Genomic DNA, 23,882 nt, shown 5'->3' with positions numbered 1-23,882 from the left:
TCCTAGCTGAACTCATACAGCAAGCAAACCCTCAGCGAAGAATAACTTATCACGCGGCCCAACCGAACCGCCCAAAGTACAGACAGGAGGTGACTTTACGCTGCCGTTTGAGATATGGTGTAAAAAGATAGACAGGAATCCCTATGCCGAAGCAACAACTAACCTCAACCTCTTATATATCCTCGGATCGTCGGCAAAGTCCCGCCTTTTCACACAGCGCCTATGTAGTGATGAAAAGGCTGGTTCACTCGCTGTTGTTGGGCGTGACCATTATCGTGGCCATCACCACCTTGTTGGAGTATCAGCAACAACAACAGCGCTGGCTGAAGATGCAGACCAGTCAACCGGGCCAGCCACTGGCCCGGCAATACAGTCAAATTCTGGCGGAACCGCTGGCCACGAAAGACAATGAGGCCCTGGCGACGTTGCTGGCCAATTTACAGCAGGAACCTACGGTTATTGAGGCCAATGTGTATGACGACAGAGGCATGGTGGTCGCACCACTTGAACACTACACGTCTGTAGTCAGTAAAGCCTATCTGAGCGACATTCCGCCGGTTACCCATATCCAGGATATCGTTAACGACAGTGGCTCAACCATTGGCTACTTGCGTGTCATTATCGATCCGGTGGTGGTATTAGGAAAACCGCTGTCGCTGCAAAAAAGCAGACTACAAATACTGTTTGGCTGTATGTTTCTGGCGTTCATACTGGGAATATATCTTACTCGGGGCTTTTATAAGGCCCGTCCTGCGCTTCGTCAGTACCGCACCCGAGCAGCCGCACCCGCAGCTCAGTTCGATGAAAAAAGACGCTGATAGTTATTCGTGGTGGCAGCATCTATCTCGTTTACCGCGCAGTCGCGTATTGCTGCCAGTTCGGCCGCCACATCGGTGACCCGCACCGGTTCATTGCGCTTACCCTGATAACCGCATACGGGCATGTCCGGAGAGTCGGTCTCCAGCAACAGAGCCGACACCGGCATAGCCGCAACAGTAGCCCGGGTTTTCTTAGCGCGGGAGTAGGTAACCGTGCCGCCTATACCGAGAAGAAAGCCATGGTCCCGGTACGCATCGGCTACTTCTTTACTGCCTGAGAAAGCGTGAATGACGCCGCCCTGATCAAATCCGGTGGCTTTCAGCCGGGCAAGCAGCAGATGATGAGTTTTTCTGTGATGCAGAATAACCGGTAACCTGGCCTCTTTTGCCAGGGACAACTGACGATCCAGTACCGCTATTTGCTCTTTCTCCGGTACATCCACTGTCGCATCAAGGCCAATTTCCCCTACCGCCACAGCCTGGTCAGCAGCATGGGCTAATTGTTGTTCGAGAGAGCCAAGTGCTTGTTCATTGTCCTGCTGCAGAAAATAGGGGTGCAGGCCGAAGGCAATGTCTATGTCATCATGTTGGCCGTGTAGCTGACACTGTCGCTGCCAGCCAGAGGGCGTGGTGCCGGGGATAAGAAAGCGTGTCACACCCTGGTTACGGGCGCGTTCCAGTACCTCGGAGATATCGTCAGTGAAGTCATCAAAATCGAGATGACAATGACTGTCTATCATCAGGGCATTAAGCGCTGGGTTTGCCAGCGGCCACCCTCTGCCAGGTTATATTCAAAGCGGTCGTGCAGGCGATCTTTCCCTCCTTGCCAGAATTCGATCTGATGGGGACGTATTCGGTAACCGCCCCAGAAATTAGGGACCGGCAAGGCTTTGTCGGCAAACTTCTGTTTAAGCTGTGAAAACTGGCTTAACAATGCGGTCTTGGCTGACAGCGGCTGACTCTGTCTGGATGCGTATGCAGCAATCTGACTATCCTTGGGACGGGACAGGAAGTAACTGGCGTTCTCTTTTAGCGATAACTTTTCAGCAGTGCCGCACACCCTCACCTGGCGCTCCATAAAAAACCAGGGAAAGTGGCAGGACACTTTAGGATTGGCCGCCAGTTCAGCGGCTTTGCGGCTGCCCAGATTAGTGAAAAACACAAACCCGTCTTCAGACACGTCCTTAAGCAACACAATGCGTTGTGATGGCTGACCATCACTGGCTACTGTGGCCACAGTCATGGCGGTTGGATCCGGGATACCGGCATCGATAGCGTCCTGCAACCAGCGATTAAACAATGCGATGGGATGCGCCGTTAACTGTTCTTCAGTTAATTCACCCAGGGTGTATTGCCGTCGCAAATCTGAAATTGCCATAACCGCCTCTGTTGTTTACTGCGTGCTACTGCTGGTAATCGTCACCGTAGCCCAGCGACCGTAACGCCCGCTCATCGTCTGCCCAGCCTTGCTTAACTTTTACCCACAGCTCCAGAAAAACCTTATTGTCAAACAGGTTTTCCATGTCTTTACGTGCCTGTTCACCGATAGTTTTCAGGTGGTGGCCTTTTTTGCCGATCACCATACGCTTCTGGGTTTCTCGCTCCACCAGAATAAGGCCGCTGATCCGATACACCCCGTTATCGGTCATTTTAAACTGTTCGATTTCGACGGTGGTCGAATAAGGCAGCTCGTCGCCGGTGAAACGCATCAGCTTTTCGCGAATGATTTCTGCCGCCATAAAACGACTGGAGCGGTCCGTGATGTAGTCATCGGGATAATAAAATTCACTTTCAGGTAAACTATCCATCACTAGCTCTTTAAGATCGCTGACCATTTTTCCCTGTTTAGCGCTCACCGGTACAATATGATCGAACTGATGTTTTTGCGACAAACTTTGCAGGTGTAGCATCAACTGCTCTTTATCCTGTACTTTGTCGACTTTGTTAATCACCAGGTAGGCTGGCAAACCAGATTCTTTCACCTTCCTCAGTACCATATCGTCATCGTCGGTCCAACGGGTTCCTTCTACCACCATAATTACCAGGCCCACTTCGGCCAGTGAGCTACTGGCGGCCCGGTTCATATAGCGATTAATAGCGCGTTTTTCTTCCTGATGCAGACCCGGCGTATCGACGTAGATAGCCTGGCACTGGCCTTCGGTATCGATTCCCATAATCCGATGACGGGTAGTTTGCGGCTTACGGGACGTAATGCTGACTTTAAGCCCCAGCAGACGATTCAGTAGTGTGGACTTGCCAACATTTGGGCGACCAACTATAGCCACCAGGCCACAGCGAGGCTGATCATTGTGCGTTGTCATCCAACACCTCCAGCATTAAGCGTGCGGCTTCCTGTTCCGCTTTGCGCCGACTGTTGCCAGCGGCAGTAATAGGTTCCTCACGACTGCTGACAGTGCAGCTTACCTCAAAGGTTTGCGCGTGATCTTTACCTGTAATAGACACTACCTCGTACTGCGGCAGTGGTTGCTTACGCGATTGCAGAAACTCCTGCAGGCGGGTTTTGCTGTCTTTCGGATGCGCGTTAGGGTCCAGCCGGGTTATCCGCGACTGCCATAAACTCAGAATGACAGTGCGTACCTGCTCAAGCCCGGCTTCCAGATAGATTGCACCGATAATCGCTTCCACCGCATCGGCCAGAATTGAGCTACGGCGATGGCCGCCACTTTTCAGCTCGCCCGGCCCCAGTTTAAGTAACTCGCCAATACTGGTTTCACGGGCTAACTCGGCCAGCGTGTCACCCTTAACCAGCGTGGAGCGCATGCGGGTAAGTTTGCCCTCGGGCTCGGCAGGAAAATGACGAAAAAGCTCTTCACCAATCACCATGCCTAATACGGCATCGCCGAGGAATTCCAGTCGTTCGTTATGCTCTTTGGCGGCGCTGCGGTGGGTCAGGGCCTGTTCCAGCATAGTCACATCCTGAAACTCATAACCCAGTGCGGCATATAAACGACGATACGGGTTAATACCTTGCATCAGTCAATGCCACCTACACGGTCAAATCGCACGCCGGTGGGGATCCAGCTTGGTAGCCAGCTGTCGGTGCCCCGTTCAAATTCAAAGCTGATCCAAATGGCGACCGCCTTGCCTACCAGGTTATCATCAGGTACGAAACCCCAGAAACGGCTGTCACGGCTGTTGTCGCGATTGTCACCCAGCACAAAGTATTCGCCTTCCGGCACAATCCATTCATCGCGGCGGGTGCCAGGCTGGGAGTAGAAGCTGGCGCTGCCAAATTCCCGGCGAGGATGGCGCAGCACATCATGGGTCACGTCACCCAGCGTTTCACGGTAGCGCAGCAACGGAGCCATCTCTTGGACAAACTCGCCGCGGCTGACAAATTCCTGCGGAATCGCCCGTAATTCCCCACACGCCGACGTATCACTGTCTCCATCACATTTAGGTTTAATGAATACCTGCTTATTGCGATAGACAATGGTATCGCCCGGTAAGCCAATTACCCGCTTGATATAATCTACATTGGGTGCTTCGGGATATTTAAATACCACTACGTCACCCCGTTCAGGCGCGCCGGTTTCAATCAACTTTTCCCGAAATACCGGGTCTTTGACCCCATAGGCGTACTTTTCTACCAGAATGAAATCACCCACCAGTAATGTAGGCATCATAGAGCCAGACGGGATTTGAAACGGTTCGTAGAAAAAAGACCGTAATACCAGTACGAAGGCAATGACCGGAAAAACCTGTTGCGAGGTATCGACCAGGTACGGTAACTCCGGTTGCGGATCCATGCCCGAAGTGCTGCCGGCGGCGGCCGCCGTATCTGCCATCCTCGCTCTGCGCTTGGGCGCAAAAATCAGGCTGTCTAACAACCAGATAAGCCCTGTCGCCAGCGTCAGAAAAACCAGCAATAAGGAAAAATAGTTCGCCATTACTTGCCTACCTTCAATACGGCCAGGAACGCGTCCTGTGGCAATTCAACGTTACCAATTTGCTTCATGCGCTTTTTCCCTTCCTTTTGCTTTTGCAATAGCTTTTTCTTCCGGCTCACGTCACCGCCATAACATTTGGCAATAACGTTTTTCCTTAGCTGCTTCACCGTACTCCGCGCCACCACATGGTTACCAATGGCCGCCTGAATCGCAATATCAAACATCTGCCGTGGGATCAGCTCGCGTAGCTTATCCACCAGCTCGCGGCCACGGGTCTGGGCCTGGTCGCGGTGGGTGATGATGGCCAGCGCGTCAACCCGCTCGCCATTGATTAAAATATCTACCCGCACCATGTCTGATGCCTGGAAGCGTTTAAAATTATAGTCCAGCGAAGCGAACCCGCGACTGGTAGACTTCAGGCGGTCAAAAAAGTCCATGACCACTTCTGCCATAGGCAGTTCATAAGTGACCGCCACCTGTTTACCGTGGTAGGCCATGTTCGTCTGCATTCCGCGTTTGTCCACACACAAGGTAATGACATTGCCCAGAAATTCCTGCGGTACCAGAATGTTAGCCTCTACCATTGGCTCATGAATTTCTTCAATATCATTCACCGGCGGCAGTTTAGACGGGTTATCTACACTCAGTGTCTCTCCCTTGGTCGTCACTACTTCATAAATTACCGTAGGCGCCGTGGTGATCAGACCAAGATCGTATTCACGTTCCAGTCGCTCCTGGATAATTTCCATGTGCAGCATACCCAGAAAACCAATACGGAACCCAAAACCCAGCGCGGCTGAACTTTCTGGTTCATAGAACAGCGAGGCATCATTCAGGCTAAGTTTTGCCAGGGCGTCACGGAAGTCTTCGTAGTCATCCGAGCTGATTGGGAACACGCCGGCATAAACCTGCGGCTTCACTTTTTTAAAGCCTGGCAACATTTTTTCGGCCGGCTTTTTGGCCAGCGTAATCGTGTCACCTACCGGGGCGCCCTGAATATCTTTAATGCCGGCAATCACAAAGCCCACTTCTCCGGCCCGTAGCGTGCCGGTTTCAACGGGTTTCGGGGTAAAGATTCCGACTTTGTCGGCCTGGTGCGTCTGGCCATTCGACATGATCTGAATTTTGTCTTTTACGTTGAGCTCACCTTCCATGATACGTACCAGCGACACTACGCCCTGATAGTTATCAAACCAGGAGTCAACAATGAGTGCCCGCAGCGGGGCCTCACGGTCGCCTTCTGGCGGCGGAATTTTGTTAACAATGACTTCAAGCACATCTTCGATACCCACACCGGTCTTAGCAGAACAGCGCACGGCCTCCAAGGCGTCAATGCCTACAATGTCTTCAATTTCTTCAGCGACCCGATCGGGTTCTGCCTGCGGCAAATCGATTTTGTTCAGGATTGGCACTACTTCCATATCCATATCGATAGCGGTATAGCAGTTTGCCAGGGTTTGCGCTTCTACGCCCTGTCCGGCGTCTACTACCAGCAGCGCACCTTCACAGGCCGCCAGCGAGCGCGACACTTCATAGGTAAAATCCACGTGTCCGGGGGTATCAATGAAGTTAAGCTGATAGGTTTCGCCGTTACGGGCGGTATAGTTCAGCGTGACACTCTGCGCCTTAATCGTAATTCCCCGCTCTCTCTCGAGATCCATGGAGTCGAGTACCTGCTCGGCCATCTCACGCTCGGTCAGCCCTCCACAATGTTGAATAAGGCGGTCTGACAACGTTGATTTACCGTGGTCGATGTGAGCAATGATACTGAAATTACGAATGTGCGAATGTTGCATAATGCTGGAAATTACCTGCAAAAAATTATCGTTAAACTTACTTTTTACTCTGTCTGCACAGAGGGTGATCACCCGGGGAAGGAAACGTCGTTCCACGTCACCCCGCAGCGCGAGCGGATTTTACCCATTTCTTACCGGAAAAGCGAATGAAGTCCGCCGAAAGGCGGCAAATGTACAGCAGAGAAATATTGCCAGGCGTAGCATTCAGCGCCGAGGATTAACCCTTACACCACAGGCTTGTCGGGGGACATAGCGGGTTGAGATTTCGCCAGCAATACTGGCTCGAAACGACGGCTGTCGAGCTTTTTAATCCAGCCGGATAACGCCACAAAGCCTGCGAGGGTGACCAGCACGCTCCCGAGTAACACCCACAGTTCGCTGACCAGTCCCATGGCGGGCAACACCGCACTGAAGAGCACGGCGCTGGCAATAAACATAACCAACGGCAATAAGTAAAGCAGTGCCGAGGCACTGACGATGCCGGCTTCCGGAATACCGACCTGAACCTTATCACCTACTTTCACCGGCATAGGTGAGCGCAAACTAAGTTGCTGCACTTTAGGCGCCAGCGCCCGGGAAATGGCGCCGGTGCCACAGTCTGATTGCGCCTGACAACTGGAGCAGGTGGTTTTGATCGCGGCTTCTACCACGACCCGGTCTTCATCCACCTGCACCACTGTGGCCGTCTCAGTAATCACTCTGTGTCTCCGGTCAGCGACAATGAGGTGGCAATTGATTCGGCCGTTTTCGGTGGAATTTCTCCCACTACCGTCACCTGTGCTTTTCCGTCAGTGAGGGTGAGAAACGTATTCAGGTTATGCCGCAACACCAGATCCGAGCCAAGTGCATCCGCAGCCGGCTGCACATAAACCGAGACATCCACCAGCCCGTCGCTGAACATCTTGTATTCCACCACCTGACCGGTCAGAGCCAGCCGACGGATATCACGACGTACCTCATGCATTCCGGTAGGCAAATAGGTCACTTCCCAGGCGTGATCCCGGGTTTTACTGGGAGAAATAGCCATTGGCTTCGGCAACGATGCCTGATTTACCCGCTGAAAGTAAGCATGTGGCGCGTCAGTAATTGTCAGTGAGGTCACCTGTATTTGCTCTAACAATGCCCCTTGCAGGTCAAGCATATTCAGCTTCAGCAACATGCCGGTTTTCTCGTCCAGCCACAATTGGTAGTTAAACCGGCTGTTATCCCGGCTCACTATCCTAATTTGCTGTGCAGGCCGCCCTGCTACCCGCGCCCTGCCCACGCTCACAAACTCATAGCCCTTTCGCAGCGCATCCGGATGATACAGCAGCTCACTGGGGATAGGGCCGTTAATATAATCTGACCGTAAACTGTACGGCGGCACATCGGGCTCAAAGATGCTTACCACGCTGCCTACCCGGATTAGCTCCCTGCCCGGCCCGTTCTGCAGGTTCAGTTGCTCGAGGGATTGACCGTTTTTGTCCACGGCATGCCGCCACAGGTAAGGCACCGTTTCCTGACCCGCCCGGCTTTGCACAAAAGTGACCTGAAAATTGAGGTTTTGGGTGGCCTGGGTTAACCGTTCAAGCCAGTCGCCGGTGGTGGTGGGGGCTTCATCGTCAGCGGCAGCGGATGAGTGGGCATCACTTTCACCTTGATCAGACTGGTTGAGCTTATCTTCTTCGGTATAGATTACGTCCGGCTGCGCAGACGACTCTTGCCCCATGGCGGGTAAGGCGCAGATCATTGCGCCCACCAGCAGGCACTTTCTTGTTCCTGAAAACAAACGTACCAGCCCGGAAGTGGCTGGTACGTTACTACATAAATTCATGCTGTCGCTACTATGGCTGAGATTCTGGCTGATTGTTTTGCTTAGCTTCTTCGCTTTGCTCTTCAGCTTGCTTAATTTTAACCTGCTGCTCGTGATCAGCAATCAGGGCATTCACCTTGCGCTTTTTCTCCAGCATTACTTCCATATCGTTTCTGGGAAGCGTACGGGTTTGCTGCAAGCTCACCGGCGCCATGCCACCCTGAGGGTTAGTCGGCGCTGTCATAAACGGTTCATTCGGCAACTCAGGCTGATTGAACTGCTGGTAGCCTAAGATAAACGCTGCCGCCACCGAGGCTGCTACCGCATATTGTCCGGTCTGTCTGGCAAACGGCACGACACTGCCAAGCACCGGTACTTTGCTCCACCGGGACTTCTTCGGCGCCATAATCGTAGGCTCATTTTCCAACGCAGCTGCCACGCTGGCGGTAATGTCTACTTGTGGCGCGACACTGGCTTCCTTACGGAGGCCGCTACGGATGACGTGGTAGCGCTGCCACTTTGCCCGCAATTCAGCATCCTGCTTAATTACGTCAATAATGTCATTGTCTTGTGCTTCACCGTCCATGAAAGCGGACAATTGTTCTTGCTGTTGCGTCATATATTCACACCCTGATCAATGCTGATCACTTACCACCCTAACACAGCTGTTAGTAACCCTCACAAACGAAAAGTTCAATTTTCTAACAGCGGTTGTATAACTTTATCAATTGCTTCGCGAGCCCGGAATATCCGTGACCTGACAGTCCCGACGGGACAGTCCATGGCAGTGGCAATTTCTTCGTAACTTAACCCTTCAATTTCGCGCAGCGTAATTGCTGTGCGTAAATCATCAGGCAGCTTTTCCACCACGCGGAATAAGGTGGCTTCTATTTCATTAGACAGCAAACTGCGCTCAGGCGTCGATTGCTCTTTCAGTGCATCGCTGCCCTCGTAATAATCGGCTTCATCGGCATCAACATCACTGGCCGGCGGCTTTCTGCCCTGCGCGACCAGGTAATTCTTTGCACTGTTTACTGCGATCCGGTATAGCCAGGTATAAAACGCGCTGTCACCACGAAAGTTAGGTAATGCGCGATACGCTTTAATGAAAGCATCCTGAGTCACGTCTGCGACGTCACCAGAATTTTTCACATAGCGCGAGACTAAATGCATTACCTTGTGCTGATAGCGGGTTACCAGAAGATTAAAAGCGTTTTTATCGCCACTCTGTACCTTTTCAACCAGTTGCTGATCGGTTATTTGCTCGCTCATTCGAGCCATCACTCCTTAACGTCTACTACACAATAGCTCTCGCAAGCGTATGTGTAGACTGCCCGGTTTCTGAAAAGTTCGATATAAGGGCAGTTTTTCTAAAAAAAACGTAATAGCCTACTGTTCGCGATTGTGTTTTACCACTCATCCTTTAGACTTGCTGCATCTTCGCTCCGACTTACTACGCTAAAAATACATGAAATCAGAGTTGCCTTCACCCTCTGGTGCCGCAAGCGCCATTGAACATCGTTGTGACGTGCTCATTATCGGTAGCGGTGCTGCAGGTTTGAGCCTGGCCCTCAAACTGGCGCAGCATTGTCAGGTTATCGTGCTTAGCAAAAGTGACCGCAACGAAGGGTCTACCCGCTACGCACAGGGTGGTATTGCTGCGGTATTCGACGAGCAGGACTCCATTGACGCCCATGTTCAGGATACCCTGCTAGCCGGCGCAGGGCTGTGCGACGAAGCCGCCGTCAGGTTCACAGCTGAACGCGCAAAATCATCGCTGGAGTGGCTGATTGGTTTCGGCGTACCCTTTGATACCGAAACCGATGACAAGGGCGAACAGCGTTATCATCTCACCCGCGAAGGGGGTCACAGTCACCGCCGCATTCTACATGCAGCCGATGCCACTGGCGAAGCGTTACAAATTACATTGAATGATGCTGTCTCGGCGCATCCTAATATTCACTTTTTCGAGCGCTATAATGCGATTGACCTGATCCCGTCGAAGACGCGGGAGGGCAGTTGTACTGGCGCCTATGTTTGGAACCGTCAACGCGAACACGTGGAAGTCATCAGAGCAAACTTCATCACCCTGGCCAGCGGTGGCGGCAGTAAAGTGTACCAGTACACCTCTAACCCGGATGTGTCGAGCGGTGATGGTGTGGCCATGGCCTGGCGCGCGGGGTGCCGGGTAGCCAACATGGAATTTAACCAGTTTCATCCTACCTGCCTTTATCACCCGCAGGCGCGTAATTTTCTGATTAGCGAAGCGCTGCGTGGCGAAGGCGCCCGGCTGGTACACGAAGACGGGACGCCGTTTATGACCCGCTTTGATGAGCGTGGCGATCTGGCCCCGCGAGACGTGGTCGCCCGCGCTATAGACTATGAAATGAAGCGGCTTGGCGCCGATTGCATGTATCTTGATATCAGCCACAAGCCGGCGGACTTCATCGTTAAGCATTTTCCGAATATTTATCGAAAATGCCGTTCACTGGGTATCGATATCACCCGCCAACCCATTCCCGTGGTGCCAGCCGCACATTACAGCTGCGGCGGCGTCATGACGGATTTTAATGCCCGTACCGATCTGGATAATGTTTACGCAGTGGGCGAAGTTGCGTATACAGGACTGCATGGTGCCAACCGCATGGCCTCAAACTCGTTGCTGGAATGTGTGGTTTTTGCCAGCTCAGCCGCAGAGCACATCCTTTCTCGTCTGGATGATACTCCCACTGATGAAGAAATTGCCCCCTGGGATGAGTCTCAGGTAAGCAACTCTGATGAAGAGGTGATTATTCAGCACAACTGGCATGAGCTGCGTTTATTCATGTGGGATTACGTTGGTATAGTCCGGACGGACAAACGTTTGGAGCGCGCACTGCGTCGCATTCAGTTGCTGGAGCAGGAAATTGCAGAATATTACGCCCACTTCCGGGTAAGCAACAACTTGCTTGAACTTCGAAATCTGGTGACGGTGGCCGAGCTCATTGTGCGTTGCGCTATGCAACGCAAAGAAAGCCGGGGGTTGCACTTTAATCTGGATCACCCGGAAACCAGCGATAACCCGCAACCCACTATTCTCATACCATCGAAAACCCGGCAACTCGCCGAGCCTGGCACCTTGGCCACCTGATTTTTACTGAGGCAGCGCCGTTACGCTGCCTTGCAGATGCCGGTGCTTGCCATCTTCAGACCATAACGTAAAGCTACCCGGCGTATCTTCATTGCTATGCAAAAGAACTGAGGCCGGTAAGAAAACCGGTTTTTCGAACACCGCCTGCAATTGCACACTCCCCTCCAGATTATTCTGTGGCAACGCGGCAAAACTGCGCGCTAATGTCCACATACCATGTGCAATCGGCTGTCTGAAACCAAACAGCTTCGCAGTGACCCCATGCAGATGGATTGGATTATAGTCACCTGATACCCTCGCGTACTGGCGTCCAATACTGGCAGGGATCGTCAGACGCGCCAATGGCTCCTGCTCCAGAGGTTGCTGCGACGCGCCATCCGTCGTGCGCCTGCCGGGCACCACATGGGAGGCTTTTACCCGGGTCAGATAAGTACTGGTGGCCTCATAAACCTGGCTACCGCTTTGTAAGCCACTCACCTGCACATCGCACTCCCACCCTTTGGGGTGCTGTCGAATAGCAGAGAAACGGACACGCAGCTCCAGTGGCACAGCGCGGTTTACTGCCCGCTGCGAGACGCTGTTTTTAGTATGCACCAACCCCAGCAACGGAAACGGACTGCGCTTATCAAGCAAACACTGCATCTGCAAAGGCAGCGACAGAGTTTGCAGATAACAGGGGTGGAGTGCTGAGGACGCAGGCCAGCGGGTCAGCTGGCAATAACGCGTATAGTGATCGTTATCTATTGTTACCGTACGGGAATACGTCCGTCCCGGCAGCGGAGGTGGCTTAAATTGCTGCAGTGGCCGCTTGTCTGTGCGCTTGAGTAGCGCGCGCGTATACAACGAAATCATAGTGTCTCCCTGGCGGATTGCGCCTGACTTAGGATCAGCCGGGTTAGCCTGCGAAAATCTCTGGGGTGGCATTGTGAACGGAATAACCATCTTCGCTGCACCGGCTGCTGCGGCGCAACCAGTTCAAGATAAACGGCAAGGGCAGTAACCCGGGATTGATGACTGAGCACGTAACTTACCGGCTCTACAGGATTGCCGTTCACCGCTGTGGGGGTTATCAGCCCGCGCCCGTCCACACTGAATTGTTCACTGGTGATGTGTCGACGCCAAGGCAATTGCCACGCCACCAGCCCTAATCCGACAAGCATTAGTGCTGCGCTCCACGGTGAAAGCCAGGTCCAGACGGGGGCAGGCATCGCCACTGTAGCTATCAGCAAAGCCGTCACAGGAATGAGAAAGTCAATGCGGTACGGTGTGAGTGCCGTGACTGTAAGGTTAAACTTTGACACGCCGGATGATGATGTCCACCATTTCAGCAAGTTCGGGATCGTCGGTTTTCTGGTGGCCCATGAACCAGGCGTAGAGATCAGGATCGTCACACGTCAGCAGTCGCTCGAAAGTCTCTTGTTGTGGATAGGTAAGATCCTCAAAAGCCTCGTTAACAAAAGGCAGTAACAGGACGTCGAGTTCCAGCATGCCCCGACGACAGGCCCATCTCAATCTCGCTAAACGTTTTGGTGTAAACATAAATCACTACTTCTTTTTAATTCGTGCGAAATAATAGCATGTGGGTGTGTGGGAAATCACTGTCCTTTTCGCAGGATTTTCGCCCGGGACACTTGTTTCCTGTGAATCTCCCCCCATGTCCTCACACAGTCAGGCTGGAATACGTAAAACCACCAGCTGCGGTTTGAAAACATTGTCAGGAGATTACTATGGAGCGTCTTGCCCGTCTGGAGCAGCTTGCTGAAAACGCGGTTATTTCTGTTGAGCATTATGGCGTGGCCGCCATTACCGGGGAGCAGCGCGACGATTACCTCCATGGTCAGCTAACGATCAACACCAAAGAGTTTGCGCACAACAGTGTGCGACACGCTGCCCACTGTGATTTTAAAGGTAAAGCCTGGGCACTGATGTATGCGTTGCGCCATCAGGAGACGCAGTTGCTTACTATGCACCGTGACGCGTTATCGCAATCGTTAGCGCAGTTACAAAAATACGGCGTATTTTCCAAGGTCGACATTTCTGACGCTTCGCAAGATTACGGCCAGTGGCTGCTCCACGGTCCGCAAGCAGAAGCCGCGTTGCAGTCTCACTTTGGCAGCTTGCCAGAGGCTGAGCTAACCACCCTGCAAACTGACGACAGCGTGGTATTTGCCCTGCCGGGCGCGTCACCGATGTATTGGCTACTGAGCCGGTCAGCTGATAAAGTCCTGGCTCCGCTGCGCGACCAGGACGCCGTGGTCTGGTATGGCTCGGAAGTATTCGAAGCCGTTCAGATTGCCAATGGCATACCGGCAGTCTCCGGCAATAGCGTAAACGCGTTCGTGCCCCAGATGATGAATGTACAGGCGCTCAAGGGCATCGATTTTGATAAAGGCTGTTACATGGGCCAGGAAGTGGTGGCACGGACTCACTTTCTGGGTAAGAACAAACGTGCTGCCTTTAGCTTCCGGCTCCCCGTGGCGACAAAAGCAGCTGTAGATGATACCCTAGAAAAACAGGTGGGTGATAACTGGCGCCGTGGCGGTACTGTTATTCGCGCTGCCCAACTGGGTGAAGAAACCTGGCTGATGGCGGTGTTATCAAATGATACCCAACCGCAGGATAACCACAGACTGGCCGAAGCGCCTGAGCATGTGGTGACTGCAGAACCTCTGCCTTATTCTATTGTCGAAGACAAAGGCAGCACTATTCGAGGGCGTAAATAGCCTAAAATTCATGAGTGCACGAGCACTCCCAATTGAACAGGATTGATTATGACAATAACCTCCGACAGCGTCGTTACATTACATTATAAGGTTTCCGCCGAGGATGGCAGCGAGCTAGACTCCTCATTCGGCAAAGAGCCTTTAACGGTGCTGCACGGTCGTCGCTTTCTGATTGAAGGCCTGGAAGAGGCTTTAGAAGGCAAAGAGAAAGGCGACGCATTTACCGTTTCCGTGGAGCCAGAGAAGGCATACGGGCATCGTGTGGATGCGCTGGTTCAGCGTGTACCTAAGTCGATGTTTGAAGGCATGGAAGTGGAAGTGGGCATGTCATTTCGCGCCTCTACCCCCCAGGGTGACCAGTCAGTTATCGTGGTAGAAACCACGGAAGATGACGTGGTAGTAGACGGCAACCACCCTCTTTCAGGCGTGCCATTAACGTTTGAAGTTGAAGTGGTAGATATTCGTGAAGCCACTGCTGAAGAGCTGGAACACGGGCATGTACATGGCCCGGAAGGCTGCAAAAGCGAACAGCCTGCATAACGTCAGGTTAGGCAAAAAAAGGTGGCATCAGCCACCTTTTTTTGTACCCGGAAAAAGCCTTACAGGGCATCCTCGTCCTGTTCACCGGTACGGATCCGAATGGCGGTATCAACCTGATAGACAAAAATTTTGCCATCTCCAATCTTGCCGGTTTTTGCTGATTGCTCAATAGCCTCGATTGCCTGGTCAGCCATCTCATCACCCAATACCAGTTCAATCTTAATTTTCGGCAAGAAATCTACCTGATACTCGGCTCCCCGATAGAGTTCAGTGTGGCCCTTCTGACGGCCGAAACCTTTCACTTCCGTGACCGTCATTCCGGCAATGCCAACTTCGGCGAGGGCTTCCCTGACATCGTCCATTTTGAAGGGTTTAATGATCGCTTCAATTTTTTTCATAACTGGCTACTCATCATCGTATATTGTTGGAATCGGCACCCGTTTGTGTTGTGTACGGGTATAAATGGTTAATAGCTTTTCTTCTACGGCAGCATCTACTGGCTTACCTTCCAGAAAGTCATCAATTTGGTCATAGGTCATGCCAAGGGCTTGTTCGTCAGCCTTTTGGGGGCTAAGCGATTCCAGATCAGCGGTAGGCGCTTTATCAATGACCGCTGCCGGTGCCCCAAGATAAGCCGCCACCTGACGCACCTGACGTTTGTTTAAGCCAAACAACGGTGCCAGATCGCAGGCGCCGTCGCCAAACTTGGTGTAAAAACCCGTGATGTTTTCTGCGCTGTGGTCAGTACCCAGCACTAACCCATCCACCATGCCCGCAATCTCATATTGGATAATCATCCGGGTACGGGCTTTCACATTGCCCTTTACAAAATCCTGCTTACTCTCGTCTGCAGGCAAAAGCGCAACCTCGCTGAGCGCTGCGGTCGTCACATCATGGATCGCATCCGCCCCTGGTTGCACGTTGACCGACAATGACTTGGATGGCTTGATAAAGTCGATAGACAGTTGCGCGTCGTCCTCGTCTGCCTGCACGCCATAAGGCAAACGGACCGCTACGAACTGGTACGTATCAGGTTGCGAGCGGTTCAGCTCATCAACTGCTAATTGTGCCAGTTTACCCAGTGTACAGGAGTCAATTCCGCCACTGATCCCCAGTACCAGTGATGTTAATCCTGAACGGGTCAGGTGGTTTTTAATGAACGCGACCCGGCGCGCCACCTCGGCCGCTGCATCAATTTGCGGCTGAACCCGCATTTCATTTATAACTGCTTGTTTGTGCATCGTATTTTCACTTGTATAACGTGACTCCCAGTACCCTGAGTGTACGCTAAACACCCCTTCGCTGTCAGCAGACAATGAACAGGCAACAAATATGCCACAGAAAAATACCCGGACTGTACTTCATCAGGCACTAGTCAGCATGGATTACACTTAGCCCACCGATTCTACTGTCTCGTTGCGGTTTTAGTTTGCACGTTGCCGAAGAGAACCTCTCTTGTAAGAATACTGAGCAAAGACGGCTGCCGAAACACGGGGACACAAGGTCGCCGCTATATGCCTTATAGCTCTACAAACTTCCGTCCAAAGCTAGCATTCAAAGATAAGAATGCTGCCGGCATTCCTCCATGACTAAGGCCAGCAATGAGCAGGTGACAGGGTGGTGGCAGTTACCACCAGCTTCTCACAGCCATTATCCAGCGTAGTCTGCGACTGCGCCACCAGGGTATAGGTGGTAGTGTCAGCCTGGTCTACCCGCAGACTAAAGCGAGGATCCTCAGTCAGTAACACAGTTCCGCTATAACGTCCCTGCACTAACCAGAAGTTTGCCTGTTCTGCCCGCGCATGTAACAGTGCCGTTTGCATAGCAAGCAACTGCTGGCGCTTCATCTGCGCACCTGCCGCGCTGACAGTGAGAGTAGCAAGCACTCCCACAATCACGATCACCACCAATAGCTCAACCAGCGTCATGCCTCTGTAACGCTCTTTATACTGCATACCCGTTCTCCTGCTTTCTTTCAAACCCGGCTTCCGATCAGCTCTCTTGCCTGGAACTTGCGTTTACAATGGCACAATCTATCAGTTGGGAGACGTTATGAAACGTGCCTGTAAGTCCAGTTTTCTGCGTAACCGGGGGGTGACCCTGCCCGAGTGCCTTATCGTCGTGGCCATCATTGCGCTACTCAGTATTATTGCTGCTCCCTCGCTGGCATCATGGCAGCATCAACAGCGGGTGGTAACTCGCATGCATGCCATCGCCCAGGTGCTGAGAACCGGGGCTCAACATGCTGAGACCAGCGGTAAAAAGGTGTACCTGAGTGTGATCGGTGGCAGCCAGTGGTGCCTGCGACTTTCCTTTTCTGCGCAATGTGCCTGTCTGGCTGATCCCACCTGTCCGTTTGACGGCGTCCCTGTACTGCTGCAAACCGACTCTGCTGCCGATGTCTGGGTGTGGCCGGCTACTCAGCGGTCACCGCTGGTAGTTTTTGCACCGCACTCAGGCATAACGCCCGGATTTGCCACTAGTTTGAAGGTTCAACACGGCCAGTATGAAGGCAAAGTGATATACAGCGCCCTAGGCCGGGTGCGTATGTGCCTGACCGAGCCCTTTCGGGGGCTGCCCGCATGTTAAGAGCTATACGGGGTGTCACGCTGGTTGGACTGCTGGTGTCACTGGCTATCGCCAGCGCATTTTTTGCCAGCGCAGCCACCCTCACATTGCAACAACTGGCGCGGCTTGCTGTTTTGCATCATCAGCTTATGTTGGAAGAAGATATTCGGCTGCTGATCCGTGCTATTCGCACCGAGTTACAACGGGGAGGTTATGTGGCATTGCCCCTTAGCCAGCGACTTTCTCCCCCGCCTGCGGCAGCGGTGTTTGGTCAACTCACCCTGGCCGCGTATCCGGGCGAACCGGCCGGCAGCTGCGTCCTGTTTGCTTATGATAAAAATAAAAATGGCACACCTAATAGCCTTAACCCGGCTGAGTTACTGGGGTTCCGACTGCGGGACGGGGCGCTGGAATACCGTATGGCCGGGCGTAACTGTACCCAGGGCGGCTGGCAGGATATAACCTCTTCAGCACACATCCGTTTGCGTCAGTTCGTGATTGGCGCACCGGTAGCAGCCGGCTATGGCGCCGCCCTGCCGGTGACCCTTGCCGGGGAGTCGGTGGCCAATCCGAACTTACAACATTCGGTGACCTTTACGGTACCTATGCCGAATATAGTGGTGCCATAGATGCTGTGTCGGGGAATGACATTACTGGTTCCGATCTGCCTGCTACTGGCAATAACCACGGTCGCCTTAACCGGCTACACATCTGTACTCAGTATGGCAGTTTCTGCGTCACAACGTCAGTACACACATACTCAGCTAAACGATACCGCCTGGCAGCAATTAAAAATTTTTCAGCATGCGCTACGTGCCACCACGAACTGGCAGCAAAATCTTCCTCCCCTGCAGCGTAGCTTGATACAGCAACATCAACCGCTGAATATTCGCGGTGCCTACCTGGAATTGTTCGCCCTGGAAGCCAATTACGCTAACAATAATGGCCAATGGCGCAGTGCTACCCGAATGCGTACTGCGCTGCTGTGCTTCCCGGCATTAATGGCGCTGCCACCCACTGCATTAATTAGCACAACAGTCCTGCCGGCGGGTTTGCAAGTAACCACACTTAACCCATCAACTGCCGCGGCTGACCTGTGGTTGAAAGTACCGCCTCATCCAGCCGCCACACTCACCCGCTGCCAGGCAGATGGCAGACCGCCCTGTATTCCCGCAATTGCGTCTCCGCTGAGCTTCCCTGTCAGTCTTTTGCACTATCTGTTTGGCATTAATCGCACTGAAATGGTACCGACGCGGTTCAATTTGTCAGCGCCGGTAACCGATTGTCGGACATTGCCTGTTATACATAATCACCCCGTGATGATTACCGGTGATTGCCAGCTGAGCGCGGGGCAGCAACTGGGCACTGCCCAGCAGCCGGTGTTGTTGGTAATAAAAGACGGGCACTTCAGTATGGCCAGCGGCGCGCAGGTTTTTGGATTAGTGGTGCTGGTGCCAGAGCGTAGCGCGTTACCACGGGACATCACAATGGCAGCAAGTGCGCAAGTAACCGGGGCAATGGTGAACATGCAGCCGTTAACTACACTCAGTGTGCTGCGCATACACTACGACACTACCACCCTGGAGGCGCTTCAGCGTCAACCTGGCTTACAGCAGGTCGCATTCATCCCCGGCAGTTGGCATGACTTCTGATAACGTAAAAGCACGTACCGTACGTGTGTCGATGATTTCGTCACGGGGTGTCGGATTTACCGAATGCTTAATAGCCACCACTCTGTTTACGTTCACCTGTCTGGGGCTGTTAACCCTGTATCAGCAACAGATCAGTGTGAGTGTCAGTCTGGCCACCTGGCGGGTCGCGGCCGTGGCGGCGGATGAGAAGGTCACCGATATACTTATCACCGAGGCCAATGGTCAGGGCACACTTATCACGGCGGATGCGGGTGGTACAGCGCCGGCCGGCGCGCTTAACCATGTCCCCGTGGCTCAGCTCAGCGGTTTAACGCGGCGGTGGCATACCAACCCGCTCGCGGGCGTTTCAGCCCGGGATGCGCGTGTAGTGGTCGTCGTTATGAGCTGGCAATCACAAAATCAGACTGGCACCCTCATGCGTCATCGTGTAATAAACAGCAGGCCGCTGATAAAGCTTCCCCGGCCGGCCCAATTCAACCCAGCATTGCCATAACTAAAGTCTCATTTAATTGCATGCTGCGTCCTACGCGGGTGATTTCTCACGTCTTTATTGTGGGTGGAGCTCTATTATCAACCCGTATTCCCTGGTAGACGTGGCCTCAAGGCCCGGGTTTATAGTAATTCGGTCTGCTTCAACCACAGTGCCGTCTGGCTGCGTTACTTTAAGTGTAACCTGATATCCTGGCTTGCTGAAAGCGAAGATAATATCCCCTGTCCAATTTTCAGAAATATCTTCACAACTGAAGAATGGTGTTGATTTGCCTTTAGGAATGGTGATTGGGCAAGTAAAACGCGACGGAGAGTTTGTGATTGCCAGCGAAGACAGGTCAACGTAATTACTCTTTTTCGAGTTATTGGTTTCGCAAGACTGCTCAGCATTGTTGACCGTAATCAGGCAATTTATATCGCCTATCAATGCATAAAACTTTTCCGACGAAGATTTGCTATCCACGGTTACGATGAGTGAATTGTCTACCCTTGCGTTCGCCACATCCGAGGGAGAAACTGCCGGAGTACCTGTAATACCCGTGTTATTACCCAGCGCTAGTACCTGGATCCCCGCATCACCATCGCTCAATGCTTCAACTCTCCCGCGACTGTAGGTGCCGTAAAAGTCATTCACAGGATCTACGATTGTATCGATAGCCTGGTTTGTCACCGTCGCCACCTCAGGATCATCTGAGTACCAACTGGAGAGAAGTGTGAGATTTACATCGTAAAATGGCGCAATCGCTTTCCAGTCGGACTCTCCACTTCTTATCATACTCTCAAGTGCTGATTTGTGGCTGGCCGTCATCCGGTCCAGATAAATCCCCCGCGCTATGAGTTGGTAGCCCCCCGGAGTTACTGTAATAGAGCGTCCTGCCGGCTTAGCAGGCAGGCTACTCCCCATGATTTTAGCTTCCACCACCCCTTCTGAATATCGGCGATAAGTATCCAACGCAGCTTCAGTTGACAGGTAATTGTCATCAAACTCCAAAATATCAATCAGTTGCCAGTCAGGGTATATTTCAAAGTATCCGTCTACCCTTCGGAATCGACACACTTCATCATAAGGGTCTCCCACGGCGGATGCTACAGTGAAGGAACCATTTGGTTGTCTCTTGTAGTGCTTATGCGGATTCCCCGATTCGGCCCGATAATAGACCTCCGAGCTAATCATCTCGCCCGTGTCATGATGGTCTCTGCAGCATGCATTACAAATAGGGGGTTGCTGATTATCCGCCACCACACCAGTCGTCTTCGAAATTTTTTCACCAGACTGAACGACGAGTTCAGAGCCATCATAAATCGTCATACTAGGAGTGAAGCCTTCTCCATTGCCGGCGAGTTTGCAGGCACAATTGACCGTCAGAAAATCTTCCTGCTCGAGTTTGTCATTCTGTTCCGGAAGATCTATGTAACGGATGGTCTCAAACTGGACAATATTATTCTCTCCCCGGTTATCAATATCCGGGACGGGTTTGCTGGTCTCAATGCTCTCGCCGTTTCCCAGGTCATAGGCAATAACATCAGGGGCTAGGCCAGGTGTATAATTTACCGTCGGCTGTGCTTTTGCATTATCTGTTTCGTTCGTCGCCTGAAAACTTCTGCTTACCGGGACCGGGGCCACTGAACCTTCAAGCTGCAAGGACTTTGTCCCGCCTTGGTGTTCCGTCCAGGTCACGGAGACCTCAACTACCTTCTTACCTGATAACACAGGAGTTGGCACCGGTACCGCCGGATCACCTTCCGGCACCCAGGTATCAGCCTGCCCGTCGGCGTCGGTATCAACATAGTATTGGTCAGTGACCTGCCAGTTGCGAGTGAATGAGTAGGTGCGGCCCGCATCAGTCTTAATTCGCACCAAGACCTCGCCTGCTGCAAGCGTACCGCCGAGATCATCATCTATATCATTGTAAGCAACTTCTCCGGGGGTTACCTCAAGGACATCAAATTGCCGAAGGTCATCCATTTTTTCTTGCGCAAGCTGCATGGCAACGCCCCGCAGGTTCAGTTTTGCATCATTGCGCATAAACTCGCTCTGAAGCGTAACAAACCCCGTTACGCCCACCATGATGATAAAAGAAACCACCAATACTTCGACAAGTGTAAAGCCTTTCATATCACCACCTTTAAAAGTCACGCCAGCTCCCCGGGACAATTGCGACACGCTGAAATGCATCATTTTGCTCCAGGCTTTCTAAAACGTCAGCGTCGTAAACAGAATTGTAGGTACCATTTGCGTGACCTACCGGGTGGTTAGACGCAACTACGCCATTGACCCGTGCAGACCCCACCATATCTAATTCAAAGTTTCCTACTGTGGTGGGCTTCTTAAACGAAAATACCATGCCGTTTATTTCCGCCCCACCATTCATTATGAGATCACCATCTGTAACAACAAGAATCACCGGATCCTGTATGCTGCCCACTGTCACATTAGCGTTTAACGAACAGTCTCCATCCACCCAAATAAGTCCGACAGAGGCAGGCCCCAACCCAGCGCAAGAGGTCAGTCGCAGATCTGCATCGGCTTTTAATGTCGGCCAGTCATCAGCTGGCACATTAAACAAATATTCCATTAAATCGGTTGGAAAATTAGCATCATTATCTAAAATGTCCGGCCCTTGGTAGCCTTTTTCCGAATACGGTGATGAGCTACAGGCGCCATCCGAAAACTCCTGAAGACCACAGGTTGTGCCGCTACCGTTGTTCATATCCACATCCAGGTCAGTCCAGATAGAAAGTGGCACTCCATCGCCCCCACCATTAGGGTTAGCCGCAACTTCAAAATTCCCGCTGACATCCAGTCCACCAGCTACAATAAGCGGCACATCAGGTGGGTTAGCAAGAACTGAGTACTGAATGGCTTGCTGGGTTAGGGTTACCGTTGCAATACCATCGGGTGAGGTACCATCGGAGGACAAGGTTACGAGACGAAGCGAGCCTGATTGTCGATTAACAGTCTGGCGGCTTCCTGTGACGGTAAACTGCCCTTGCCCAGGCAAGGTTATATTGGCCGGCGCCCCATCCCATGATGGCAATTCAGTGAGCAGGCCCAGACCATGAGCCAGCCCCGCCTCAGCACTACTGAAGGCCATACTGTAACTTTGGGTGTTAAGCAATATTTTATGCTCAAAAGATTTGATTCTACCCGTAGAGAGAGTAACCAGAGACACCAGTACCAAGAGCAGGAGCACGGCGGTGAGCATAATAACGCCCCCCTGACGATTCGGACCGGCACACATTTTAGCCGTCATAGTTTCTTACCAGTGTTTGCGACTCAAACCGCCGGGAGACTTTTTCGTCGGATAAAATTTCGGCTTCCATCAGGGTATTAATCGAAGTAGTAGGCACCCCGCCATTGATGGACTGCACTGGCATGAAGCTCAGTGATTGTATGGAAACCACGTCAATATCGGATAACGCAATCCACCCTAACGCCTCACAATCCAGATCACCGACCCTCATCTCAACCTGATCCTCACGCAGCCGAAAGCCAAAATTCTCGCCGTTATTGCCACCATCGAATACACCATTATTGTTGGCATCGTAACGAAACAAGATACAGCTATTCGGATCTTCCCCGGGAAATGCACTGACGGTGATTGAATTTGCGAAGGGAGACGGATTAGCCGCCGGGTCCTGGAGCATATTGATGGTATCTCCGGAAAAGCCCGCACGACGAACTTCTCTTTCTATAAGCAAAAATATAGACGATGCTTCCTCGTTTAGTCTGGAACTATTCAGGAGGTTGGCATTGACTCCTATCCCATAGCCAACAAGGGAGGCCATTGATGCCAGAGCGGCTGTGCCAAGCGCCATGCCGATCAGTAATTCTGTCAACGAGGCTCCATTCTGCCACTTCAACTGTCGCATTGCGGGTAGCTCCCTAGTTCACCTTCGGTCACACAAATCTTTACTCGTCCCACAGCGTTTAATTCCAGTCTCACTGCGTTTTTACTATCGCTTAATACTGCTGAACCTGCACTGTTTAGTGCAAGGCCACGCCTGCCATCGATTAAGGCCTGATCATTGTCATCGAAACTGATACTTTTCAACCAGGTATGCGGAAACTCATCATTGGATAACACCGCATCTACGCCATCAATAGTGCAGCTATTTACAACACTGCAGTCACAGTCGGCCTGGTCAGTGAGGCCTATACACCATGATGAGCTTGCTCCTTCAAAATCCATAACAATGTCGGAAGACTGACGAACAGCGTGACTTCTTGCCTGCTGAAACATGAAATATGTGTTTTCAACCGCACCTGATAAGCTTAAATGACGCTGCGCACTGACAATAGCGGGTGAACCGACGGTTATCAGTAACAAAACAATCGCGACAGTAATCATGAGTTCAAGCAGAGTCAGGCCCTGCTGTCTTGTTGTCATTGCATTTATACCTTTGAATGAGCAAGCAAACTTATAACCGCCCAAACTTGCCCTAGAATCATTATATTCCTG

The 23,882-nt window shown here is 52.2% G+C and carries 28 protein-coding genes; 8 read left to right on the top strand and 20 right to left on the bottom strand.

What is annotated here, in order from left to right:
- Positions 1-143: 143 nt before the first annotated feature.
- Positions 144-818 (top strand): AhpA/YtjB family protein, encoded by a 675-nt coding sequence (locus OCL06_RS14255; protein WP_262995704.1) that lies wholly within the window; start codon positions 144-146, stop codon positions 816-818.
- Here OCL06_RS14255 and OCL06_RS14250 read toward each other — a convergent pair.
- The 10 genes from OCL06_RS14250 to rpoE form a co-directional block, all read right to left on the bottom strand.
- A complete protein-coding gene (locus OCL06_RS14250) occupies positions 794-1,558 on the bottom strand; it encodes a TatD family hydrolase (RefSeq protein WP_262995703.1) in 765 nt (254 codons plus the stop codon). The two genes, OCL06_RS14255 and OCL06_RS14250, sit on opposite strands and share 25 nt — an antisense overlap.
- Complete coding sequence (pdxH, locus tag OCL06_RS14245; protein ID WP_262995700.1) at positions 1,558-2,196, bottom strand: pyridoxamine 5'-phosphate oxidase; 639 nt, start codon at positions 2,194-2,196, stop codon at positions 1,558-1,560. The genes OCL06_RS14250 and pdxH overlap by 1 nt, the downstream gene beginning before the upstream one ends.
- A gap of 25 nt (positions 2,197-2,221) precedes the next feature.
- The gene (era, locus tag OCL06_RS14240; protein WP_262995698.1) at positions 2,222-3,139 is read right to left on the bottom strand and encodes a GTPase Era; all 918 of its coding nucleotides are present in this window, start codon (positions 3,137-3,139) and stop codon (positions 2,222-2,224) included.
- Positions 3,123-3,812 carry a ribonuclease III gene (rnc, locus tag OCL06_RS14235; protein WP_262995696.1) on the bottom strand — a complete coding sequence of 230 codons (690 nt, stop codon included), beginning with the start codon at positions 3,810-3,812 and terminating at the stop codon, positions 3,123-3,125. The genes era and rnc overlap by 17 nt, the downstream gene beginning before the upstream one ends.
- Positions 3,812-4,729, bottom strand: coding sequence for a signal peptidase I (gene lepB / locus OCL06_RS14230; protein ID WP_262995694.1), 918 nt, complete (start codon positions 4,727-4,729; stop codon positions 3,812-3,814). Before lepB ends, rnc begins: the two co-directional genes overlap by 1 nt.
- Entirely contained in the window at positions 4,729-6,525 is a 1,797-nt protein-coding gene (lepA, locus tag OCL06_RS14225; RefSeq protein WP_262995796.1) for a translation elongation factor 4, read from the bottom strand. The genes lepB and lepA overlap by 1 nt, the downstream gene beginning before the upstream one ends.
- Before the next feature lie 224 nt (positions 6,526-6,749).
- Positions 6,750-7,223 (bottom strand): SoxR reducing system RseC family protein, encoded by a 474-nt coding sequence (locus OCL06_RS14220; RefSeq protein ID WP_262995692.1) that lies wholly within the window; start codon positions 7,221-7,223, stop codon positions 6,750-6,752.
- The gene (locus OCL06_RS14215; protein ID WP_262995690.1) at positions 7,220-8,338 is read right to left on the bottom strand and encodes a MucB/RseB C-terminal domain-containing protein; all 1,119 of its coding nucleotides are present in this window, start codon (positions 8,336-8,338) and stop codon (positions 7,220-7,222) included. The genes OCL06_RS14220 and OCL06_RS14215 overlap by 4 nt, the downstream gene beginning before the upstream one ends.
- A gap of 10 nt (positions 8,339-8,348) precedes the next feature.
- A complete protein-coding gene (locus OCL06_RS14210) occupies positions 8,349-8,936 on the bottom strand; it encodes a sigma-E factor negative regulatory protein (protein WP_262995688.1) in 588 nt (195 codons plus the stop codon).
- 74 nt (positions 8,937-9,010) lie between these two features.
- Entirely contained in the window at positions 9,011-9,589 is a 579-nt protein-coding gene (rpoE, locus tag OCL06_RS14205) for an RNA polymerase sigma factor RpoE (RefSeq protein ID WP_262995686.1), read from the bottom strand.
- Between the two features lie 196 nt (positions 9,590-9,785).
- Between rpoE and nadB the strand changes: the two genes are divergently transcribed.
- The gene (nadB, locus tag OCL06_RS14200) at positions 9,786-11,447 is read left to right on the top strand and encodes an L-aspartate oxidase (RefSeq protein WP_262995684.1); all 1,662 of its coding nucleotides are present in this window, start codon (positions 9,786-9,788) and stop codon (positions 11,445-11,447) included.
- A 3-nt stretch (positions 11,448-11,450) separates the two neighbouring features.
- On the opposite strand, the gene OCL06_RS14195 is transcribed toward nadB, so the two are convergent.
- The 3 genes from OCL06_RS14195 to OCL06_RS14185 are packed head-to-tail and all read right to left on the bottom strand — an operon-like array spanning position 11,451 to position 12,986.
- Positions 11,451-12,299 carry a MaoC/PaaZ C-terminal domain-containing protein gene (locus OCL06_RS14195; protein WP_262995682.1) on the bottom strand — a complete coding sequence of 283 codons (849 nt, stop codon included), beginning with the start codon at positions 12,297-12,299 and terminating at the stop codon, positions 11,451-11,453.
- Entirely contained in the window at positions 12,296-12,748 is a 453-nt protein-coding gene (locus tag OCL06_RS14190; RefSeq protein ID WP_262995680.1) for a protein YgfX, read from the bottom strand. Before OCL06_RS14190 ends, OCL06_RS14195 begins: the two co-directional genes overlap by 4 nt.
- Positions 12,735-12,986, bottom strand: coding sequence for an FAD assembly factor SdhE (locus tag OCL06_RS14185; protein WP_262995678.1), 252 nt, complete (start codon positions 12,984-12,986; stop codon positions 12,735-12,737). The genes OCL06_RS14190 and OCL06_RS14185 overlap by 14 nt, the downstream gene beginning before the upstream one ends.
- Positions 12,987-13,174: 188 nt before the next feature.
- On the opposite strand from OCL06_RS14185, the gene ygfZ reads away from it, so the two are divergent.
- The gene (ygfZ, locus tag OCL06_RS14180; protein ID WP_262995677.1) at positions 13,175-14,170 is read left to right on the top strand and encodes a CAF17-like 4Fe-4S cluster assembly/insertion protein YgfZ; all 996 of its coding nucleotides are present in this window, start codon (positions 13,175-13,177) and stop codon (positions 14,168-14,170) included.
- Between the two features lie 48 nt (positions 14,171-14,218).
- Positions 14,219-14,710, top strand: coding sequence for an FKBP-type peptidyl-prolyl cis-trans isomerase (locus OCL06_RS14175; RefSeq protein ID WP_262995675.1), 492 nt, complete (start codon positions 14,219-14,221; stop codon positions 14,708-14,710).
- Positions 14,711-14,769: 59 nt separating this feature from the next.
- Here OCL06_RS14175 and OCL06_RS14170 read toward each other — a convergent pair whose 3' ends face one another.
- From OCL06_RS14170 to OCL06_RS14160, 3 genes are all read right to left on the bottom strand, one after another.
- Positions 14,770-15,108, bottom strand: coding sequence for a P-II family nitrogen regulator (locus OCL06_RS14170; protein ID WP_262995673.1), 339 nt, complete (start codon positions 15,106-15,108; stop codon positions 14,770-14,772).
- A gap of 6 nt (positions 15,109-15,114) precedes the next feature.
- Positions 15,115-15,951, bottom strand: a complete 837-nt coding sequence (nadE, locus tag OCL06_RS14165; protein WP_262995671.1) for an NAD(+) synthase — start codon at positions 15,949-15,951, stop codon at positions 15,115-15,117.
- A gap of 348 nt (positions 15,952-16,299) precedes the next feature.
- A complete protein-coding gene (locus OCL06_RS14160) occupies positions 16,300-16,665 on the bottom strand; it encodes a prepilin-type N-terminal cleavage/methylation domain-containing protein (RefSeq protein ID WP_262995668.1) in 366 nt (121 codons plus the stop codon).
- A 97-nt stretch (positions 16,666-16,762) separates the two neighbouring features.
- On the opposite strand from OCL06_RS14160, the gene OCL06_RS14155 reads away from it, so the two are divergent.
- Genes OCL06_RS14155 through OCL06_RS14140 form a run of 4 tightly spaced genes read left to right on the top strand, consistent with a single transcriptional unit; the run spans position 16,763 to position 19,423 of the window.
- Positions 16,763-17,299, top strand: coding sequence for a prepilin-type N-terminal cleavage/methylation domain-containing protein (locus tag OCL06_RS14155; protein WP_262995666.1), 537 nt, complete (start codon positions 16,763-16,765; stop codon positions 17,297-17,299).
- Complete coding sequence (locus OCL06_RS14150) at positions 17,293-17,907, top strand: hypothetical protein (protein WP_262995664.1); 615 nt, start codon at positions 17,293-17,295, stop codon at positions 17,905-17,907. Before OCL06_RS14155 ends, OCL06_RS14150 begins: the two co-directional genes overlap by 7 nt.
- 15 nt (positions 17,908-17,922) lie before the next feature.
- Positions 17,923-18,930: a hypothetical protein gene (locus tag OCL06_RS14145; RefSeq protein WP_262995662.1), complete on the top strand. Its 1,008-nt coding sequence runs from the start codon at positions 17,923-17,925 to the stop codon at positions 18,928-18,930.
- Positions 18,920-19,423 carry a hypothetical protein gene (locus OCL06_RS14140; RefSeq protein ID WP_262995660.1) on the top strand — a complete coding sequence of 168 codons (504 nt, stop codon included), beginning with the start codon at positions 18,920-18,922 and terminating at the stop codon, positions 19,421-19,423. The genes OCL06_RS14145 and OCL06_RS14140 overlap by 11 nt, the downstream gene beginning before the upstream one ends.
- 54 nt (positions 19,424-19,477) lie before the next feature.
- Here the strand turns inward: OCL06_RS14140 and OCL06_RS14135 are convergent, their stop codons facing one another.
- From OCL06_RS14135 to OCL06_RS14120, 4 genes are read right to left on the bottom strand one after another with little or no spacing between them, the layout of a single operon-like run.
- On the bottom strand, positions 19,478-21,598 hold the full coding sequence (locus OCL06_RS14135) for a prepilin-type N-terminal cleavage/methylation domain-containing protein (protein WP_262995658.1): 2,121 nt from the start codon (positions 21,596-21,598) through the stop codon (positions 19,478-19,480).
- Complete coding sequence (locus OCL06_RS14130) at positions 21,546-22,673, bottom strand: hypothetical protein (RefSeq protein ID WP_262995656.1); 1,128 nt, start codon at positions 22,671-22,673, stop codon at positions 21,546-21,548. Before OCL06_RS14130 ends, OCL06_RS14135 begins: the two co-directional genes overlap by 53 nt.
- Positions 22,663-23,292, bottom strand: coding sequence for a prepilin cleavage protein (locus OCL06_RS14125; RefSeq protein WP_262995654.1), 630 nt, complete (start codon positions 23,290-23,292; stop codon positions 22,663-22,665). The genes OCL06_RS14130 and OCL06_RS14125 overlap by 11 nt, the downstream gene beginning before the upstream one ends.
- The gene (locus OCL06_RS14120; protein ID WP_262995652.1) at positions 23,280-23,810 is read right to left on the bottom strand and encodes a GspH/FimT family pseudopilin; all 531 of its coding nucleotides are present in this window, start codon (positions 23,808-23,810) and stop codon (positions 23,280-23,282) included. The genes OCL06_RS14125 and OCL06_RS14120 overlap by 13 nt, the downstream gene beginning before the upstream one ends.
- Positions 23,811-23,882 lie beyond the last annotated feature (72 nt).

Origin of the sequence: Alteromonas salexigens, from assembly GCF_025628895.1 — a bacterium.
Classification (GTDB): domain Bacteria; phylum Pseudomonadota; class Gammaproteobacteria; order Enterobacterales; family Alteromonadaceae; genus Alteromonas; species Alteromonas salexigens.
The sequence above is the reverse complement of the archived record's forward strand: the minus strand, read 5'-3'. Positions and strand labels throughout refer to the sequence as shown.